The sequence below is a fragment of the Paeniglutamicibacter sulfureus genome, from assembly GCF_039535115.1.
In the GTDB taxonomy this organism is placed as follows: Bacteria; Actinomycetota; Actinomycetes; order Actinomycetales; family Micrococcaceae; genus Paeniglutamicibacter; species Paeniglutamicibacter sulfureus.
This window is the reverse complement of sequence record NZ_BAAAWO010000001.1, coordinates 4,410,087-4,429,262: the sequence shown is the minus strand read 5'-3', so window position 1 is coordinate 4,429,262 and position 19,176 is coordinate 4,410,087. Positions and strand designations below refer to the sequence as shown.

11 protein-coding genes and 2 pseudogenes are annotated in these 19,176 nt (G+C 56.1%); 5 read left to right on the top strand and 8 right to left on the bottom strand.

Translation table 11 applies throughout. The features are described from left to right. Positions 1 to 263 precede the first annotated feature (263 nt). The 5 genes from ABD687_RS20000 to ABD687_RS19980 all read right to left on the bottom strand — a co-directional run bounded on the left by ABD687_RS20000 (position 264) and on the right by ABD687_RS19980 (position 6,646). The gene (locus tag ABD687_RS20000; protein ID WP_310288559.1) at positions 264 to 1,433 is read right to left on the bottom strand and encodes a reverse transcriptase domain-containing protein; all 1,170 of its coding nucleotides are present in this window, start codon (positions 1,431 to 1,433) and stop codon (positions 264 to 266) included. 174 nt (positions 1,434 to 1,607) lie between these two features. After that, positions 1,608 to 2,912, bottom strand: coding sequence for a phosphoribosyltransferase-like protein (locus tag ABD687_RS19995; protein WP_310288561.1), 1,305 nt, complete (start codon positions 2,910 to 2,912; stop codon positions 1,608 to 1,610). A gap of 360 nt (positions 2,913 to 3,272) precedes the next feature. Continuing rightward, positions 3,273 to 4,178 carry a hypothetical protein gene (locus ABD687_RS19990; RefSeq protein ID WP_344761012.1) on the bottom strand — a complete coding sequence of 302 codons (906 nt, stop codon included), beginning with the start codon at positions 4,176 to 4,178 and terminating at the stop codon, positions 3,273 to 3,275. Between the two features lie 436 nt (positions 4,179 to 4,614). Beyond that, positions 4,615 to 6,357 (bottom strand): DNA/RNA helicase domain-containing protein, encoded by a 1,743-nt coding sequence (locus ABD687_RS19985; protein WP_310288567.1) that lies wholly within the window; start codon positions 6,355 to 6,357, stop codon positions 4,615 to 4,617. Continuing rightward, positions 6,326 to 6,646 (bottom strand): nucleotide pyrophosphohydrolase, encoded by a 321-nt coding sequence (locus ABD687_RS19980; RefSeq protein WP_310288569.1) that lies wholly within the window; start codon positions 6,644 to 6,646, stop codon positions 6,326 to 6,328. The genes ABD687_RS19985 and ABD687_RS19980 overlap by 32 nt, the downstream gene beginning before the upstream one ends. Positions 6,647 to 6,825: 179 nt before the next feature. Here ABD687_RS19980 and ABD687_RS19975 point away from each other — a divergent pair. The 4 genes and pseudogenes from ABD687_RS19975 to ABD687_RS19960 all read left to right on the top strand — a co-directional run. Beyond that, positions 6,826 to 7,260 (top strand): annotated as a pseudogene (locus ABD687_RS19975) (APC family permease); the annotation flags it as partial. Positions 7,261 to 7,508: 248 nt separating this feature from the next. Then, positions 7,509 to 9,248 (top strand): DUF262 domain-containing protein, encoded by a 1,740-nt coding sequence (locus tag ABD687_RS19970; protein ID WP_310288572.1) that lies wholly within the window; start codon positions 7,509 to 7,511, stop codon positions 9,246 to 9,248. Then, positions 9,245 to 11,539 carry a DUF262 domain-containing protein gene (locus ABD687_RS19965; protein WP_310288575.1) on the top strand — a complete coding sequence of 765 codons (2,295 nt, stop codon included), beginning with the start codon at positions 9,245 to 9,247 and terminating at the stop codon, positions 11,537 to 11,539. Before ABD687_RS19970 ends, ABD687_RS19965 begins: the two co-directional genes overlap by 4 nt. Before the next feature lie 189 nt (positions 11,540 to 11,728). Then, positions 11,729 to 12,454 (top strand): annotated as a pseudogene (locus tag ABD687_RS19960) (amino acid permease); the annotation flags it as partial. Positions 12,455 to 12,485: 31 nt separating this feature from the next. Here the strand turns inward: ABD687_RS19960 and ABD687_RS19955 are convergent. Together ABD687_RS19955 and ABD687_RS19950 are read right to left on the bottom strand one after the other, a co-directional pair. After that, entirely contained in the window at positions 12,486 to 14,519 is a 2,034-nt protein-coding gene (locus ABD687_RS19955) for a hypothetical protein (protein WP_310288577.1), read from the bottom strand. Positions 14,520 to 14,926: 407 nt separating this feature from the next. Beyond that, positions 14,927 to 16,405: an alpha/beta fold hydrolase gene (locus tag ABD687_RS19950; protein WP_310288579.1), complete on the bottom strand. Its 1,479-nt coding sequence runs from the start codon at positions 16,403 to 16,405 to the stop codon at positions 14,927 to 14,929. Between the two features lie 111 nt (positions 16,406 to 16,516). On the opposite strand from ABD687_RS19950, the gene ABD687_RS19945 reads away from it, so the two are divergent. Beyond that, positions 16,517 to 17,473, top strand: a complete 957-nt coding sequence (locus ABD687_RS19945) for a GlxA family transcriptional regulator (protein WP_310288582.1) — start codon at positions 16,517 to 16,519, stop codon at positions 17,471 to 17,473. Positions 17,474 to 17,861: 388 nt separating this feature from the next. Here ABD687_RS19945 and ABD687_RS19940 read toward each other — a convergent pair whose 3' ends face one another. After that, the gene (locus ABD687_RS19940; RefSeq protein WP_310288584.1) at positions 17,862 to 19,031 is read right to left on the bottom strand and encodes a carboxylate-amine ligase; all 1,170 of its coding nucleotides are present in this window, start codon (positions 19,029 to 19,031) and stop codon (positions 17,862 to 17,864) included. Positions 19,032 to 19,176: the final 145 nt, after the last annotated feature.

Genomic DNA, 19,176 nt, shown 5'->3' with positions numbered 1-19,176 from the left:
GGTGCGCGGAATGGGCGTACCACTGAGGCATATTTGGCAGCGAATTTCAATGACGGCGGTCGCCGCTACCATAGACCTCTTATCGATTTCATGAAATTAAGGCTTTGCGTAGGTGAAGATCTACGCAGACTCAACGTAAACTCCACTATTTCCAGCCGTGCTCACGAAACCACCAAGCTTAGAAAAGGGAATGTCTCCCAAAGACGACGACACGATTTCGGTATGAAGTGTGGGCGAGTACTCGAATAGGCACCGAAACCAGCTTATGACCTAGTCGGAACTGATTCGCTCGAAAAATTGCCAAACTTGTGAAATATTTCAAAAACACTATTAGATATTTCTTTTCCAAATTCTGGATCCGAATATTTTACGTAAATATAATGTCCCTCAAGGCTTTCAAGGATGGCATTTTTATCGATCTTAGAATGCTTTAGCGCCACAGATTCGGGACCGTATTTTTTGATCGAATAAATCAAGGCTCTTACTTTATCTTTATAAATTTTGTTGAGCGATATCCTATCCTCAAAGAGTGAGTATCCCAACAAATGCAAGGCATCAGCACTTCGTTGTATTTTGGTTTTAGAATCTCTAATTCGAAAACTGTAATCCCCAAGAAGTGTACGAACCCTTGAAATCAACGCGTCGACCTGTCCCGATTTAATGCGGAACGGGAAACTGAATTGCATATCATCAGAATATCTCGAATAGATACCACCGAGAGAATTAATATAGTCATTAACCTTAACATCAAACTGCGACAACAAGACATTTGCAAGCATTCCGCTGGTGGGTGCTCCCTGCGGCAGGTAGCCCTCCTTCACCGAATAGAGCATGTTCCCAGTTCGCTCGATATCGGGAGATAGAATCGCCGACAAACCCATCCCCCTAGTCGTCAGTGCGCACATTTGCAAACTAAGAAGACGAGGGTATCCCGCATTCCGAAACACCTCGAAAACCTCACGGCTACGACATGAACCAAAGAAGTCGTCGATGTCAAGCAGCACGAGACTTTGCGCACCAAAGTGAAGCTGGGCTACATCTTTTGTCCCACGTCCCCGTACATACGCGAAGGCGTGCTCCGATACAAAATTGCCAGGAATACTTCTATTCAAAATCACAGATTGTACGTGAGAAAGTAGATCGCTGGGAGCTGATATTTTACGTATACCCGGTGGTCTCTTTTTTTTGATCGCGAATTCGTGATAGTTCGAATCGACATTCAACAGTAGAGAATCTAGAAGTCGATAGGGAACACCTGCCACCTGCGCCAAATGACCGAGGGTATAGAGAGGTGTCACACCGTTGCCGGAACATTCGCTGTTGATGGAAAGTATTTTTCTGTACATCTTCAGGGAGCCTGAAGACACATTCATAGGGTCTGAACGTTTTTGCAGTTCCCTGTAGTAGCGATGAGGTGAGCTGGCCCCTGCCATAGATACCTTCCGGCGACCCGATCTTTTAGATTGTTATTGCCATCAAGCTAATTTAAGACAATTCGAATGTCACAGAAACGGGGAGCCGGACTAGCAAAATTCCCTCGGACACTAATGATAGGCCGATACTCGACGAACTCTATTGAACTCGCGGGTGCTGAACAAATTGTCAGCTTAACCAGAGAACCAGCTCACCCCATCAACACTAGTAGGATAGTATTCTTCAATGTTCTCGTCAAATGCAGGGGCTACATATTTACTAAATTTTGGCTGAACTTTATGCCGATTCCTTCGAGCATAAGTCCTTAGCGCAAGATTTCCTTCTGCCGTGGAACGCCCCTGTGCATCAATCCAGCCTTTTACACGGAGTTCGTTGCGAACTCCAATTTTTTCTTGTTGGCTGCATTGCAGTAGAGCCATCGCGACGCTGTTTGTTTCACCGATGGCAGCGTAACAAAGATATAGCCAAAGGCTCGCCCTCTCTCGTTTGGCTATTTTTGAGGCTAGTACGAGATTCGCTCGCTTCAATCTTGATTCATGAAGATTGACAAATCCTGGCCTGTCGTACCGTCTGAAATGTGCTGACATATCCCGGCACGCTTCACTCGTGACGTATTTCCTAGGAAAAAGTGGAGGTTTAACTGATTTATCATGAAAATAAACTTGCGGAAGTGTATTAGGGCAATTGTGGCCCTCAAAGACCGTCAACGAAGCAACGGACTCATGTCCCATGTAAGTTTTTTTACCTCCATATTTTTTCAATATTAATAATAATCTTTCACGTAATTCTACGTCTTCAAAATCGTGCACAGTGTCGATATAGTTCAAATATTGAAATTCGATCTTAACCCTTGATTCCACCGTTAGATTATCTATGAAAAATTGTCTAATACTGTCATTGACTGCTTCAATTGATCTGCGTGTTGCTCCCCAGGATATTATAGAAATTATTGTCATTTTCTTCTGATTGAGAAGATCGCCGATACTTCGAATGCATAGGTCTAAAAATTCTATTATCTGCATACCGCTGCCAGAATTGTCGGTAATAAATACAAAATGAATGTTCTCAACAGTATCATTATTTAACTCTTTATATCTGGTTTTAATTTCAGCATTCTGTAAATGGCTTGTGACGTCGCGCCTGACAACAGCTGAGAAATGCTCGGAACCAGACTTGTCGTGAAATATTTCGGAAGGCTGAAAGTCCTTATACAGAAAAAGCTCCTCCACTTTCTTCGTATCGTCACCAGTTTTTTCAGCTTCCCGTTTCATCCATGCAGCTATGTCCCCCTTGGCGGCCACTGCATCGATAACTACTGTCTGATTTTCACTTCGTTTTTCTTCAATAGTATCAACAATAGAACAATACATATCATTTTGAAGCCTACTTAGATCAACTACTGTTATTGCTGAAGTCAGATCTTCAATATCTTTTTGTTCTGCATTCGGAAACCTTGAAATAAATTCTTGAACTTTCACCCGTTTTCATCCTTAATGTAATTAATTAAAAATCAGGCCGTCGTATACCGATCGACCTTACGATTACCGTTCTCAGAACCAGCGGCCACCAGACAGGCCGATCGCCCCGGCTCCGCCATCACAACCACCTTGGTCGTCTTTCCCGACAGCCCAGGCACGGCAACCTGCTTCGTGCTGAATAGCATCTGATGGTAGTGCTGTCCTGGCGACCGGGTGTGTAGCCTCATCACTTCGTGGACACTGAATTTCAGCACGTAGTAGACAACCAGTCTCATAGCTTCGCACCAACAAGCCGGAACAGCACCACCTCCTGAGGCTATTTGGCACTTCGCGACACTCCGGGTCAATCACCGACCACACCTACGACAGCACTAGAGGACGAAAGGTCTCCACGAGTTCGACGAGCCCGCGATGCTCGATGAGGTCAATCGCCACGACGTCGCCGGCCGCGCCCTTGCGCTTGAACTGCGCATCCTGCCCCGTGAGCAAGGCAGCGGTCGGGTCGGTCTTTTGCCATTCCAGGCCTTCGGCTACCGATCGCGGGAACGTTGCCGCGTAGATCGGGGCGACGAAATCACTGGGCGTCGCGGCATTCAGGTCCTTGCGCAGAACGACGATCCGGAATTCGTCGACCGATGGCGCCACCGCGAAACCCTCCCGGACGGTGGCCAGAACCGTGGATCCCAGTGCCGCCACGTACAGCGCGTTCCTGTCCGACTTGTTGCGCTTCTTGGTGGTGGGCTTTCCCGCTGGCGTAACAGTCGGAGTGCGCTCGGGAATCGAATCGACGGCGCCAAAGACGACCACAACGGTGGCGTAACGAACTCCGCCCTCGATGCCTGCGTCCACGCACGTCGCTTCGGAGGCGTTGTCGGCGTAGGCCGCTTCCAGGGCCTCGATGACCGTTTCCGTATCGTGGTTGAGCAGTCGGTCCCAGCTTTGTCGCGCGTCCTCACAGTAACGGTGGTAAAGATCCATGTTCTCGGCGTCCAAGCGCTCCGCCTCCTCCACTGCCATTTCAGCAGCCCGTGCATTAGCGGCGCGTCGCTGCGAGAACTTGAACCATCCCACCGTGGAGAGCAAGGATTTCTTCAGATTATCCCGGATGGCAGTCTGGTCAACCGGCACCGGCACATGGACCTCGTGAAGCATCGCTGAAGGGAATGTCTCATGATGGAGGGTCACCAACGACTTTTCCAGCCGCCGCAGTTCGTCGATGGCGGCGTCCTGGGCAGCGGCCCGCTCGGCACGTTCAAGTTGAGCCAAGGTGGGACGCCGGGCCGCCTGGGTGCCTTCGTTGCTGCGTGGGGAATTGCTGCGCGACGAGCTACTTCCGCTGACCCGCACCCCGGCAATCTTCGCAGATGCATAGGTCCGCCCTCCCCCATAGGAGACGCGCCCCTTCGAATTGCCGATACTAGTGCGCACTCCACGGCTCGACGCACTGATCCGGACTCCCGGAGCGACCTTGAAACTGACACGTGCCATTGTTGAATTCCCCCTGATAGCGATCAAACTCCCAGCCTATCCAGCTCTCGAACTTTAAGCATGGCGTCATCAAATTAATAGGTCCCGCAGCCTACGGAATTTGGGTGTTGTCTAGACGGTGATGACGATTAAAGGCCGCGAGGCGTGTTTATCAATACGGGCGCAGTTGATGCTTTAGGACACTGTGCAACGTGCGCACCGCTGCGACCAACGATTACTTGATCTCTGACAGATAACCCCGCAAGTATTCACGAAGCGGTCTATCGCACACGTACACGTAGGTCCCGAGAATTCCTCTGGTCATGAGCACTGCATAGACGTTGGTGATATACCGCAGGAGATCACCATCAGAGTAGGTGATCCCCAGCTTCGGGTTGTTCTCTTTCCCTTTCTTGTCGAAGTAACTTGCCCGATGGATGTAGAGCCGCTGTTCCACTGGATCGAATCTGAGATCTGGCCCCACAATCACACCCGCATAGTTGAGGTCGTATCCTTGCACCGTGTGGATGGAACCAACTTCGTTGATTGAGCCAGCCGTATTGATCCAGTCCTTCTGGGTCTGGTTCCAGCGAAATTCCGATCCATCGATTTCGATGTCAAATGCTGTCGCGTTGTTCCGCGATTTCCATTCCCATGCATAGCCCGCAACGAGACGTGCAAGTTGCGTTTCCGATTCACGCAATGTGATCTGATCAGACATGATTCGGATGTCATCAAAGAAGCGAAGATCGTAATCCCCAAAACTAGTCGGCGTCGGGGGTGCCGGAGAAAGCACCGCACGAACATAGTCCACGTAGTCGGCCCCTCCCCTAACTCGCATTTGGGAAAACAACCGGTAATAACGCGCATCGAGCTTAGAGTTGTTAATGAGGGAATTCAGCACGGCTTCCGGCAGATCAGCAGGTCGAACGCTTTGAGCGGAATCAACAAGCAGAATCTGGTGCGTGCTCTTCTCTCGAATCCAATCAAGCTGCGTGTATGAAAGGTGATCGGAGCCGAAGAGTTTTTCATTGATTTCGCGAAACTTCTTATTTTGCGGTCCGGACGGTTGATTGGCTCTCTGGTTAAGCCGATGCGATTCGTCAACGATAAGAAGATCATATTTGCCCTCGATCGCTCCCAAATCAAAGGGGCTCAGCACCATTGCTGGAGCAAGTAGCGGCGTCTTCTTGAAAACCTTACGTATTGAATCACGTAGTGACTGTTGAGGGACAACAAGTCCGATGCGGAATCCTTGCAGGAGCTCGCGATGTCCCTCAAGGAAAAAATCCGAAAATAGTGAATCGCTGTCGTAGTCTTCAGCTGGGTCAGAATTTTGGATATCCCGCAGTAGCTTCATCATGTAGATTGCGACAATGGTCTTGCCCGTTCCAGGGTCACCTTGAACGACGATAGTTCCCGATGATCCGCTCTCGATGTCGCTGAATAGGCCCTCAAGAATATCTTCCACCGCTGTTGCTTGATCGTGGTTAAGCGCCTTGAAGGGTGAGAACTTGAATAGATCGCTATTTTCAATTTGCGGTATTGTCCGCTGGAACAGCCCTTCCGAACGAAGGTCTTCAAAAACTTCCTGAAACGTCTTCCGATATTCATCGCGATCATAGTAATCCCGATCAGTGACACCTTCGTTGCGATTCAGTACTTGGTAACGGCCTTCGCCGGCAAACAAGCGAATCAGGAACGACTCGAGATCAAGGCAGGCAGACTTGTTGAAAGTCTCGTTCACAACAACTCGCAAGGAAGTTAGATCGGCCTTTTCGGTTGAAGCCTGATGTTGGTTCATGCGGGCCGAGGCGTTGAGCGTCTCACCGACGTAAATCTTCGTCGCATTGTTGAGCGTGTAAACAACCGGCCAATTGGTGAATTTATCACCAAGGGTCTTCATCTCGCGGACCGCTGTCGATGAAAAGCGGAGGTGCTCGACTTTAAAGCCGGTCATATTTAGTGCTCCGGCCACGAGCCTTCTCGACGGGGTATTTGGTTCGAGTCTCTTGAAGCTTCTCCAAGACTATTTCGTTCGGGTCCACGCCAATTCGGTCGGCAAGCAAATATGCATAGGTTAAGACGTCCGCTAGTTCTGCCTTTACGCGTTCAACGCGGGCTTCGTCGTTCCATTGAAAACACTCGAGAAGTTCGCCCGATTCTATCGAGATAGATTTTGCCAGATTTGCGGCACTATGGAACTGGCCCCAATCGCGTTCGATAACGAATTCTCGAAGCGTGGGCATGACGGATTCATTGGACATAGTTTCACCGTAGCATGTTCCAAAGTCAGCTTCTGGTCTGGGTTTATACGGTCTCAAATGCCACTGTTGCCATCGGAATCTTACCGAATCAATCGGGCACAGTTTGCTGCGGTTCTTGGTCCGCATTAGTTTCTTCCGTGCTTGGAACCTCGTCGACAGGCACGTCGGTTCTGCTTCCGTTGCAGACGTGGATCCTCTCCCGCGGCACTCAGACCTTCGGGCGCTTCGAACCTGCTGGCGGCCGCGATCAAAGTCGTGCTGATCCTGTTCATCATCGGCCTGGGCGTCTTCTACATCAACACCGGGAACTACGACCCGTTCATGCCCAGCGGGTTCGGCCCCGTGGTGGCGGGAGCCGCAACAGTGTTCTTCGTGCCTTCGGCTACGACGCCATGAGCACCGCCGCCGAGGAATGCACCGACGGCAAGAAGCACATGCCCAAGGCCATCATCTTCTCCCTGGTTATTGCAATGCTCCTGTACGTCGCCGCCACGCTGGTGCTCACCGGCATGCAGAACTACCAAGACATCGACCCCACCGCCGGATTCGCCTCTGCCTTCAACGGCTTGGGGCTCCCGGACATTGGCACCATCATTTCGGTGTTCGCGGTCCTGCTGAGCTCCTGGTGGAACTCGCGTACCACCCAGGTGTTTCTCGTTCATCGGCAGGGAAGACCATACGGACCACCATCTCAGCCAACACATTCGAGGATAGTGCCATGTTAGCCACTCGCTCATTCGGTCCCCTCTGAAGTTTCTCTCACCCTCCAATCCGAGCGGGCTTCAGCTCGCTGAATAGCCGATCAGCGGCTTTCCGCGCGACATAAATATCTTGTGACTGTGATCACCGATAGCATGGGGGCATGTCACAGACTACGGCCCTCAACGGGGCATTCGAGGGCCGCGTCGTTGGCTCGATTTCGGGCGATTTCGTTGTTCCCGGCTATCAGCGGGGTTACCGATGGGGCCGACCGGAAGTTCAACGTCTACTCGAGGACATTCAGGAGAGCGAGGGTGCAACCTATTACCTCCAGCCGATCGTGGTCAAGCGACTGGACGAGAACCGTTGGGAACTGGTTGACGGCCAGCAGCGACTCACGACCCTCTTCCTCATACTCCAATTCATAAAGCAAACGGCCCTTCCGTCCGCCGAAGTACCGTACACGCTCGAATATGACACTCGCCCCCAAAGCGCCGAATTCCTCCGCGCACCAAGTGCCGAGGGCTCGGCAAACAACATCGACTTCTTCCACATCTTCCAAGCTTGGAACTGCATCGAGGAGTGGTTCGAGGGGCAGGGCATCGGTAAGACACTGGCTGCGATCAACCTCTACAAGGCACTCTCCGAACGGGTGAAAGTGATCTGGTACGAAGCGCCCGACTACGTAAGCTCGACAGCTCTTTTTACCCGTCTCAACGTGGGCAAGATCCCACTAACGGATGCCGAATTGGTCAAAGCACTCGTGCTGTCCCGTAGCCAGAATCTAGTGGCGCAAACTGATCGTGCCCAATCGATGGCCGCCGAGTGGGACGTCATCGAACGCGATCTGCGCACCCCGGAGCTGTGGGCCTTCCTCACTGGAAGCCCTCGGCCGGAGGCGACTCACATCAGCCTCCTCCTTGATACCCTCGCTGGCGGTCCGAGTGGACGCGAACGACCACCGTTCCACACGTTTGAAACGTTGCGCGAACAAATTATGGATAATGCAGACGAGTTCTGGAACAAAGTGGTGAATCTCCACTCCCTTGTTCTCGGCTGGTTTGAGGACCGAAACTTGTTCCATAAAATCGGTTATCTCGTGGCGACAAACAGCCGATTCGAGGACATCCTTGATCTTGCGCAGGGCTCTAAAAAGTCCGAATTCGACACCAAACTGAATGTCAAGATCCAAGACGGACTGTCGCTCTCCGAGGAGAACCTCCGCGAATTATCCTATGAATCATCGTATGGGCGGCAGCGGATATCAGCCGCGCTACTCCTGATGAACGTCGAGACCATCCGGAAGCAGACCAACTCCACCGAGCGATATTCCTTCCGCGCTCATGCGACCGGTCAATGGTCCCTTGAACACATTCACGCGCAAAATGCAGAAGAACTGCGCACCGGCCAACAGTGGCTCGAATGGTTGCGGCTACATCGTGACGCGTTATCGAGCCTGCCGAACATACAGGAGGCTGAACGGGTCTCGCTGGAAGCGCGCATCGACGAAGCGCTGCCAGACCTCAACGAGTCCAAGTTTCGCGAACTGGAGCTCGAGCTGTCTCCCTATTTTGTGCCAGACGAGGATGGTACGGCGGAAAGCAATGTCCACACGATCACTAATCTGGCCCTGCTCGATAGCCGCGACAACAGTGCACTCAGCAACTCGTGGTTCGAGGTCAAACGACTTGAAGTTCTCAAGCGTGACCGCGAGGGGTCCTATATTCCGGTATGCACGCGAAACGTCTTCCTGAAGTACTACACCGGTGAGCGTGCCCAGCAAGTGCACTACTGGAGCATGCAAGATCGCGAGTCATATTTAACAGCTATCGAGCGAGAAATCGGGCCCTATCTGCTGGGCGATTCCGCCGGCGGCGTTTCAAGCAGGAAGAGCAGCCAGTGAGTCGGATCGAATCGTTCATCAGCGCATTTAATACAGACGCCGCAGCCGGAGAACTCGTTCAGCGAATCGAGATCCCACTTATCCAACGTGACTACGCCCAAGGTCGTCATGGGGTGAAGGTGGATGAGATTCGCGAGTCATTCCTTTCTGTACTCCACGATGCCCTCGCTGAGCCGAATCCGCAGCGTGTCAGCCTCGATTTCATCTACGGTGAGATCGACCGAGGAACGCTCCAGCCCCTCGACGGACAACAGCGACTTACAACCCTTTTTCTACTCCATTGGTACCTCGCCGCTCGTGCCGGAGTACTTGATGACACTGAGCCTTGGACTCGCTTCTCTTATGCAACGCGGCAAAGCGCACGAAGATTTTGCGAACGGCTAGTCACAGCGGTACCGCCCTCCGACGTCGAGAATCTGTCCGGGTGGATCGTCGATCAGTCTTGGTATCTATTCGTTTGGCGTCACGATCCCACGATCCAAGCGATGCTAGTGATGCTCGATGCAATTCACCAACAGTTTGCCGCAGTGAATGCCGTCGTTGCTTGGGAGCGCCTGGCAGACACCGCAGAGCCAGCAGTATCCTTCCATCTTCTCCCCCTGCCCGACATGGGCTCGGCAGAGGACCTCTACATCAAGATGAACTCGCGTGGAAAACCCCTCTCTGACTTTGAAAACTTCAAGGCCCACTTTGAGAAGATCATCGAGTCATCATCGAGCGCGTCAGAATTCGCGCGCAAGGTGGACGTTGATTGGGTAGACGTTTTTTGGCATTATCGGGGCGATGACGATCTCGTCGATGACGAGTTTCTACGCTATTTCGAGTTCGTCACCGAAGTCTGCGAGTGGAGTGATCCCCTCCTCACTTCGGATTCAGAACCGTCGCTCGTCAAAAGGGCTGAACGCATATTCGGGAACGCTAATCCGAGCCGTGCAGAGCACCTCGAATTTTTATTCTCCGCGTTCGATGTCTGGGTGGATCGCGATATTCCGGCGACCTTCAATCAAGTGTTCGGTAAGAATTCCGAACTGAACGGGTCTGGGAGCAAAGTTCCTCTCTTTTTCCGCGATACCGACGTCAATCTCTTCGAATCCTGCTGTAGATCTTACGGATTGCGAAGTGGTGGTGGCCGACAATTCACCTTTGGTCAGACACTGATACTCCTGGCTGTGTTGCTTCACATCACCCACGCCACCGAGGACTTTCCTCATCGCATACGCGTGCTCCGCAATCTTGTCGAGGGCTCAACGTTTGAAATGCGTGCCGAGCGAATGCCTCGTCTGATCGCCGATACCACCCGCCTTATTCTCGCAGGCGAGTTGCCCCAACCGGGCAACAGTTTCAGTTTGCCTCAAATCGACGACGAAGAAGCAAAACAACTGTTTCGCGCAGCCAGCCCGGAGATCGAAAAAGTGCTAAATGGCTTGGAGGACCACCCACTCCTGCGCGGATCGCTGAACGGGTTTGAGCTCGACGTTACGAAACTTGAAACACGCGCCGGGGCATTCCGTGAGGTCATTCGATCTGACACTCTTTGGAGTGACGTAGCGGGTGCCTTATTGACCATCGGTGAGTATCAGCGGGCACGAGGCCGCGACCCGAAGAACACGCGGTCGTTCCAATTCGTGACGCCATACGGAGCTAACCGAGACGTGTGGCGTCTACTGCTAACCGGGGCGACACAGAAGGCACTTGCGCCAACGAATCGAGTGCTGGCTGATTTTCTGGACAACATCGCAGACCGACCCTCGCACCTCGCCGAGAAATTGCGCGATATGCAGAGCAAGTGGTTAGCTGAGCGTGAAGCGGCGCTGGAATTTGACTGGCGTTACTACATGGTGAAATATCCGGACATGCGCTCAGGAGGATCCGGGATCTATTTCGCTGAAGGTGGGGAACTCGGATACTCCCTCTGCAATCTGCGCGGTGGCACGACTCAGATGAACAGTCGCTACCGCGACCCCTACCTCCTCACCATTTGGCGTCAGCTAGGTGAGCCATCGGAACTCGATGATCCCTGGTTCATCGGGCATGAGCGGAACCCACGGTACTTGACGCTCACAGCGAGCGGTACTGGAATTCAATGCTTTGCCGATGGATACCGGCTCTCGGGGCCGGCAGAGGGCGAACCCCTACGCGTTTTTGACGACGCACTCTTGGAGCTTGGGATTGGTGATGATGGCATCCTTGCCGTCGCACAGACTGCATTTCGTGACCGCCAGGTTGACACGGTAGATCGAATCGAGGTGGGAACGGCCCTTGTGCGTGCTCTCATCAGTAAAGGGCTCTGAACCTCCGCAGTCATCTCTAATTTCAGAGGCGGCGGGCAAGCTGGCCTAGCTTTCTCCGGTGAGAGCAGCACTTCGTTCCCTAGCGTGAACGTAGTTCATGCACACTCAGCACTCTGGCGAGGTCTTCAAAAATCTCGGGCACGCTCGCATACTGATTTGACGAGACCGCTTGCTTCACGGGCGTCCTGAATGCTGGACACGTCAGAGCAGGAGTCCCTCAAGGATTCCAAAGACAGATCGCAGTCAATCACGCGGCGCAAGCCCATCGACGAGATCGAGGAAGAGAACAAACACAGCGGCCTGCACAAGTCCCTCGGACTGTGGCAGTTGACCGCAATCGGTGTCGGCGGCATCATCGGCGTCGGCATCTTCTCCCTGGCGGGCCTGGTGGCCCACGGCAGCGATACCGAGCCCGGCGTCGGCCCCGCCGTGCTGATCTCCTTCCTGATCGCCGGCCTGGCATCCGCGGCTGCGGCCCTGTCCTATGCGGAGTTCGCCGGCATGATCCCCCGCGCCGGCTCGGCCTACACCTACGGGTACGTGGCCCTTGGGGAAATCATCGGCTGGTTCATCGGCTGGGACCTGTTGCTCGAATACATCGCCATCGTGGCGGTGGTGGCCATTGGCATCTCCGGCTACTTCGATGCCTTCCTCGCCGGCATCGGCATCGACCTGCCCGACTGGGCGGCATCCACAGCCGACGAGGGCCGCGGCGGCATCGTGAACATCCCCGCCATAGTCGTCTGTGTCCTGGTGACCTGGATCCTCTCCCGCGGCACCCGGACTTTCGGGCGCTTCGAACTGGTCGCCGTCGCCATCAAGGTCGTGTTGATCCTGTTCATCATCGGGCTGGGCATCTTCTACATCAACACCCAGAACTGCGACCCGTTCATGCCCAGCGGATTCGGACCCGTCCAATCGCCCATAATCGCACTTGTGTCCTGGGCTATTTGACTGCCAAGTACTTGCTTGTGGCGTAGCCAGTCGTTGCGAAGCCCGGTTTCGACGCGCGGACCTTCACGGAGATCTTCGTGTAGCGGTCGGTTTTGCCCAACCTATACGTTGAGTTCGTGCTGCGGGCAATAGTCTTGCCGTTGCGCAACCACTGGAATTTCAGCTTTGACCCTGAGCTCCAGCCGCTTGTTTGTGCCGTGAGCTTGTTTCCGACCTTTCCTGCGCCAAGTATCGCGATTTTGCCGCGGGTCATGACCCCGGTGGCAACGGTTGCACTGGCCGAGGTCTTGCTAGCTGCCCGATAACCCGGTTTGGTTGCGGTGATCCTCACCGATACCCGCTTGGTGCGATCACCGGAGGAAGGGGTATAGGTGGGTTTGGTGGCACCCGTGATGGCCTTGCCCTCGCGCAGCCACTGGTATTTAAGCGTCGAGCCAGTGCTCCAGCCACTCGTTTTGGCGGTGACCTTGTTGCCTACCCGAGTTGTTCCGGTGATGGCGACCTTTCCGGGGGCCATGGTTCCGGTGGCAACGCTCGCACTGGCCGAGGTCCTGCTGGCTGGGTGGTACCCGGTTTTGGTCGCGGTGATCGCTACAGACACCTTCTTGCCGTGGTCGGTGGCGGAAAGGGCATAGCTGGGTTTTGTGGCGCCGGTGATGGCCTTGCCCTCGCGTAGCCAGCGGTAAGTGAGCTTGGAATCAGAGATCCAGCCGCTTGGTTTGGCTGTCACAGTCTTTCCGACGGCGAAGGTCCCTCCGACCGTGATCTGGCCGGCGGACTGGCTTCCAGGCACCGGCGTGATCTTGGCGGAAACCGCCGAGGGCATGGCAACCAAGTGATTCCAATATGAGAAAACCTGAACCGTGATTGATTTGCCAACATCGGCTGAAACCACCTGGTAGCGAGGTAGGACTTCCATGTCGATCGGCGTCCCGTTGCGCAGCCATTGATAGGTATGGCCATCAGGGTTTCCGGACCAGGTTCCCGGATTGGCCGAGAGTGTTTTCCCCACGGCGGCTGTTCCGCTGATCAGTGGAGGACTGCGGTGCATTGATCCGGGAGCCATGATCGAGGCTATTTCCGGTTCACTGGAGGCAAAATAGCCCACAGGTAGCCGGTAACTCAGTGAAGCCCGGACGGGTTTCCCTTCACTGCCTGGAAGGGCAACGTAGTAGCCGTCAGCCAAACGCAACTGCTCGCTGCTGTAAGCGATGCGAATCTCGCTCCATGGCATGGTGAAGGGAAGCTCTGGGTTTGGAATGAAAGTTGCCTTAAAGGGTGTGCCTACGGTCGGCTGTGAATCGAAAGCCAGGGTCCCCAGGTCGACTTCGATTCCCTGCAAGTATCCGCTGTAGTCGCGGCGAACAAGCGTATGGCCATCCGGCCAGGTCGCCGTTGCGGTTAGCTCCAAGTTCAGTCCATACCAGGCCGGAGGGGCGAATATCTCGGCACCTTGTCCGACATCGACGAAGTCATTGAACGTTTGACGGCGCCAAGCGAACATCACCTCGGCGCCAGGTGCCTCGATTGATCCTGCGAAGGACTGTCCAACGGTGCGTTCCCCGGAGATGGTGGGGACGTTGTCGATGGGATGTTCGGGGTCATCGACCGTGAAGGGCTCCAGTCCCACGGAAATGTGGTTTCCCTTGGCGTCTTCGAGGATCACGCTGGTATTGCGGTCGTACGCCCCATAGGGAGCATCGTCCAAGACGCGGAACTGGAGCTGGAAGCTCGTCACACCGTCATCCTTCGTCGACAAGCTACCCGGGACTACCTGGCCATCGTGCAGCTCCTCGGTGGTGATGTAAGGCCAATCGAAGCTCGGAAACGGAACCAACCACCTGACGTATCGCTGGTCCGGGATCGGGTTTTCGTCCCGGAACCTGATCGTGTAGGTTCCGATCTCGCCCGTCTTCAGAACGTCCTTATCAAGGGTGATGCCAACCAGTTCCGGCGGCGTGTCATCGCCCTCGAGATTCGAGGCGCTGGACGCACCGGCCGGAAGGAACAGGAGCCCGGTGGCCAAGACGCCAGCCAAGAGTCGTCGGAAAGCTGTGCGCATGTGGGATCCCAAGGTCGGAGTGCCGGTAGACGATGAACGAGTGTTTTTCGACATCATAGCCCGGAACTACAGGTACGTGTCTGGTGTCACGTCCTTCCAGTCGCCTCGGCAAGAATTCCGGCCAGGTGCGGGGTGCGGGCGGTGACTTCGCCTGGAAGGAGCAGCCGAAGTTTTGCGACGCGGACACCATTGACATTGAGGGGATCTTTCCGTTGAACGGTTGCTGTCACGGTTCCCCTGTTGAAACCGATCCGTTGTCCCGAGACCAGCTCTTTTTCACCTTGGCCGCATCAGCGTCCCGCTGCCGCGTGACTTGACGGCATCGAGGACCGCGCCCTTGACCGTTCAGCGAGTCATGGTCTTCCTTCGTCCTACGGGATCATTGGGCTTGCAGTCCGCACTGAGGAGACGACGTCGAGGATTCCGCCAGCGATCGCGGCCGCATCTTCCTGATCCGAGAGGAACGACGTATGGGTGGCCCCGTCGATGACACGGTGCAGGCTGTTGGTCGACAGCGTGGCAAGGGCTTCCTGCGAAGCGGTCCAGCCGGGCGCGCTCCCGGTGCCTGCTGTCAGGACGACCAGCGGCTTGTCGGCGAAGTCCGTCAGCGCGGCAGCCTGCTGTGCCGAGGAGCCCGCGTGGATGTACTCGTCTATCGTGCTCCGTACGTGATCGGGTGTCGCCCCGTCGGACAACCGGCCGATGCCGAGTCGGGCTGCGCCCGCCACCAGAGCGGAGAGACGGTTCATGGTGTCCTCCGAGTCAGCGCGGGCGGACTGCGTTGAATCTGGTTCCGAAGCTGGTGCGGTCGAGTCCACCAGCACCATTCCAGCTGTGTCGTGGGGGTAGCGAGCAGCGAAAGTAAGTGCGTAGAGGCCGCCGAACGAATGTCCGGCCAGCACATAAGGTCCCGGAATGTTCCCGCGCTGCAACAAGGTGTGGAGATCGGCCGCGACCTGCGCGCCGTCCTGCGGGGCGGTTGCCGAATCGCTCCACCCCTTTCCGGCCCGGTCGTAGACGCAGACCCGGGTATTATCGGCAACCAGCGGTGCGATCCAGGCGAGGTCGGATGACATGAGGCCACCGCCCGGTTCGAGCACGACCGTAGGACTGCCGGAGCCGGTGCAGTTCAGGTACAGGCGGTGTCCGCCGACATCGATCAACTGGCCCTGGGCCGGAGAAGCGGCAGAATCCACCACTTCGCGCACCGTTTCATAACCGCTACCCAGTGAAGCCAGCGCCAGCAGCGCAACCAGGGGGTAGAGCATCAAGCGCCCAATTCGGCTTCGAAGCTGTCGATTGACTTGGACGATCATCCAAACCGCAGAAACCAGCATGGCGGGTGGCCATACCCAGGCGAGCACTTCCCGCATCGGGGAGCCGAACGCCAGCAGAAGGAAACCGCCCAGGCCCATGAACAACGCCGGAACGACAGCCCATTTCTGTGGTTGATCAGTGAACTTCACCGAGAGCACAGCCAACATGGCCCAGCCCAGCGCAAGCCCCAAAAGGATGGCGCCGTTCACGCTGCTTTCGGTAGCCGGAATGAACGGGGCGGTGGCCAGCAGCAGGGCAACGAGGACCCCCGCAGCCAAGGCGCCGGCCACGATCCCACCGAGGTGTCCCTTGCGCGAAGGACCAGTGCCGGAAAGACGAGCCCGGTCCTTGGACAGGCGGCTCGCGGGAGTGGCAGCCAGTATGGGCTCGGTTCCATGTTGTTCGAAGACTCGAAGAGCGCTGTGCTGGCTGTTGCTTTCGCCGGTGGCGTTTTGAGCCGCCAGGTCCGTGCTTGGATTTGCCAGCGGTGAAGGCGTCTGCGGCGATGTAGCTGAAAGTCGTAAGTTGTTCATGGCCCAAGTCTCCCCAGCCGGCCCAGCTGGAGGGAGCAGTAAAAATGACCAGAATGAAAAGGATTCTGCAGCCATGGATCCCGTTGGTCTCGCCGGGCGTACAGTGGCCATATGCACCGTGTCGTTGCACTGGCCCTGCCGGATGTCGTCGCTTTTGACCTGGCCATTCTGGCGCAGGTATTCGGCCACGAGGACGAGCGCCAGCTGTACTCGTTCGCGGTTTGCGCTGCAGAACCCGGTCTGGTTCAAACCACGACAGGCTACGCCATCCACGCAGCGGAAGGGCTCGAAGCACTTCTGTCAGCCGACACCATCGTTGTGCCCGGCTTCAGTCCGCTGACAGATCCTCCGCCCGAGGTCTCCAAAGCACTTCGCGGCGCTGCGGCGAATGGAACCAGGTTGGTATCCGTCTGCACCGGGGCTTTCGCGCTGGCAGCTGCGGGGCTCTTGGACGGAAAGCGCGCTACAACGCATTGGAGAAACGCCGAACGTCTGCAAACCCTCCATCCGGAAGTCTCTGTTGACGCCGGTGTGCTGTACATAGACGAGGGCGGTGTCAGCACCAGCGCCGGCGTCGCGGCCGGAATCGACCTGTGCCTGCACCTGGTCAGAACAGACCACGGTACCGAGGCAGCAAACCGGATCGCCCGGCGAATGGTCGTCGCCCCTCACCGCGAGGGCGGACAGGCGCAGTTCATCGAACGCCCCGTCGCTCCACCTTTGACCCATTTCGCCGAAACGTGTGGCTGGGCCATACAGCATCTGGACGAGCCTCTGACCGTCATCGGGATGGCGAGCCACGCTGGCTGGGGGCCTAGCAGCTTCGCGCGAAAATTCCTGACGGTGGCCGGAACGACTCCCCTGCGCTGGCTGACAAGCCAGCGCATTACCGAGGCTTGCCGTCTGCTCGAAACAACCAATCTGACCGTGGAGGCAATTGCCGCCCGGACCGGCTTGGGAACGTCGGCCAACTTCCGGCTGCACTTCACTCGCGAGCTCAACACCACACCTTCCAATTACCGCCGCCTCTACCAGGGTCGGAATCGGCCCGCTCTGGCGCCTCGATGACCATGGAATCGGTGAATGAGGCGATTCGAGAATCCCTGGGCTTGTCGTTCCCCGAGATAGTGCGGCGTCCTGACGGCTTTCGGTGACCAACGGATGCGGGTGATGGAGTTACACGTAGGCATCCGCGACCTTCGTCGTTTCTTGAGCGGCATTTAGCGGGGCAGAATCGCCCGATCATCGATTTGGATTGTCCCTGACGGACACAGGTACTCGGCCTCCTTCACGGAATTCCAGGCGAGTGCCGGGCATCGGCTTTTCAGCGCTCCCCCAAATGAATGCCACTGTCTCCCAAAACACTTTGCCCCCCCCTGGCGCGGAGACGCAGTGAGGGCATCCGTGGCATTGGGCTTCGCCAGCGACTTGCACAACCGCCGTCTTCGTTTAGCGGCTAAGCCACGGCCTCGGCCAACGGCTTCCATGTCCAACGCGGTAAGCCGTTCCCCGATGTGTGCCGATCGGCGGGTTCCTGGTGCGTAAGGCCAATGGCCTGGGTGACGACGTCAGCCAGTAGCCCGCTTCTTTCGTAGGACTTTCTTTGCCGGTCGGCCCCTGTTCCGTTGCTAAGAATCCGTTCCAGGGATTCCTCGACGTAGGCCGCGTCCCCCGACTCGTTCAGGGCATCCCTCACATGGTCATGGAGTGTCGAAATGACGTGTCGTGCGTTCTCCGGCCTGTGCGTTACGGGGTGGAGGAGTTCGCCGCGGATGCCCCACCGGCTGGCCATCCAGACACCTTGGCGCAAGACGATCGCCGGAACCATGTCAGGTTCCATTCCGGCCTCCCACTCCCGGGCGGCGGTCTCCACCAAGGCCCGCACCAGGGCTGCAAGCAGGACGGTATCCCTGGGATCAAGGCAGACATCGGACACCCGAATCTCGACAGTGGGGTGGCGGGCGGAGAGACGGGCGTCAAAATCCGGATTAATGACCACTGTGGTGGCTGAGATGTCCGCCACCAGCGCGTGGTAAGCCCACGCCGATCCGAAGACGTCCATGGGACCGGCCGAGGACCACCGGTTCCAGGCCTGCGTGCGGTAACTGGCATAGCCGCTGTCCTGGCCGTTCCAGAACGGGGAATTCGAGCTCAACGCCATGAGCGATGGCAGCCAGGACCTGATGCGATCCAGGACAGCTACACCCTCCTCATCCGAGCCGACGGACACGTGGACGTGGAGTCCACAGGTCAGCTGCTCGCGCGCCGTCAGGGCATACTTCTCCACCAGGGCGTCATAGCGTTCGTTCCTGGTGGGATGGGGTGAGACCGCCAGCGGAGAGGTGGCCAGCGCGACGATCCTCGCACCCGCTTTTCGGGCGAGCGAGTCGGCGTACGCGCGCCCCTCCAGTATCTCCGTGGCGAGACCTGCCAGGCTGCTGTGCGGGTGCGTGATGACCTCGAGTTGTTCCTGGTGCAGCTCCGCGGACATCATCTGTCGGGCGGATGAGCCGGTCGCCCGCGAACTTGCGTCGTGGAGGCCCATCACCTCCGCGGACAGGGGCAAGGGGACCCCGTTGACGGGGTCCACGATCAGGAATTCTTCTTCAACACCAAAGGTACGCACCTCCTAAGTGTGGACTATGAAAGCGACAACTAAATCCACGCCTAACGACTGGCCGTCGCAGCACCGGTGCACCGGAAGGATCTTCGTCTAAACGGGCCTCGACATAAAAGTAAACGGGCTCCTCGCCACCTCCGCGGGCGAGCCC

Coding starts and splice junctions, on each gene's coding strand:
- ABD687_RS20000 (WP_310288559.1), bottom strand. CDS start 1,433: ATGGCAGGGGCCAGCTCACCTCATCGCTACTACAGGGAACTGCAAAAA.
- ABD687_RS19980 (WP_310288569.1), bottom strand. CDS start 6,646: ATGTCCAATGAATCCGTCATGCCCACGCTTCGAGAATTCGTTATCGAA.
- ABD687_RS19970 (WP_310288572.1), top strand. CDS start 7,509: ATGTCACAGACTACGGCCCTCAACGGGGCATTCGAGGGCCGCGTCGTT.
- ABD687_RS19950 (WP_310288579.1), bottom strand. CDS start 16,405: ATGAACAACTTACGACTTTCAGCTACATCGCCGCAGACGCCTTCACCG.
- ABD687_RS19945 (WP_310288582.1), top strand. CDS start 16,517: ATGCACCGTGTCGTTGCACTGGCCCTGCCGGATGTCGTCGCTTTTGAC.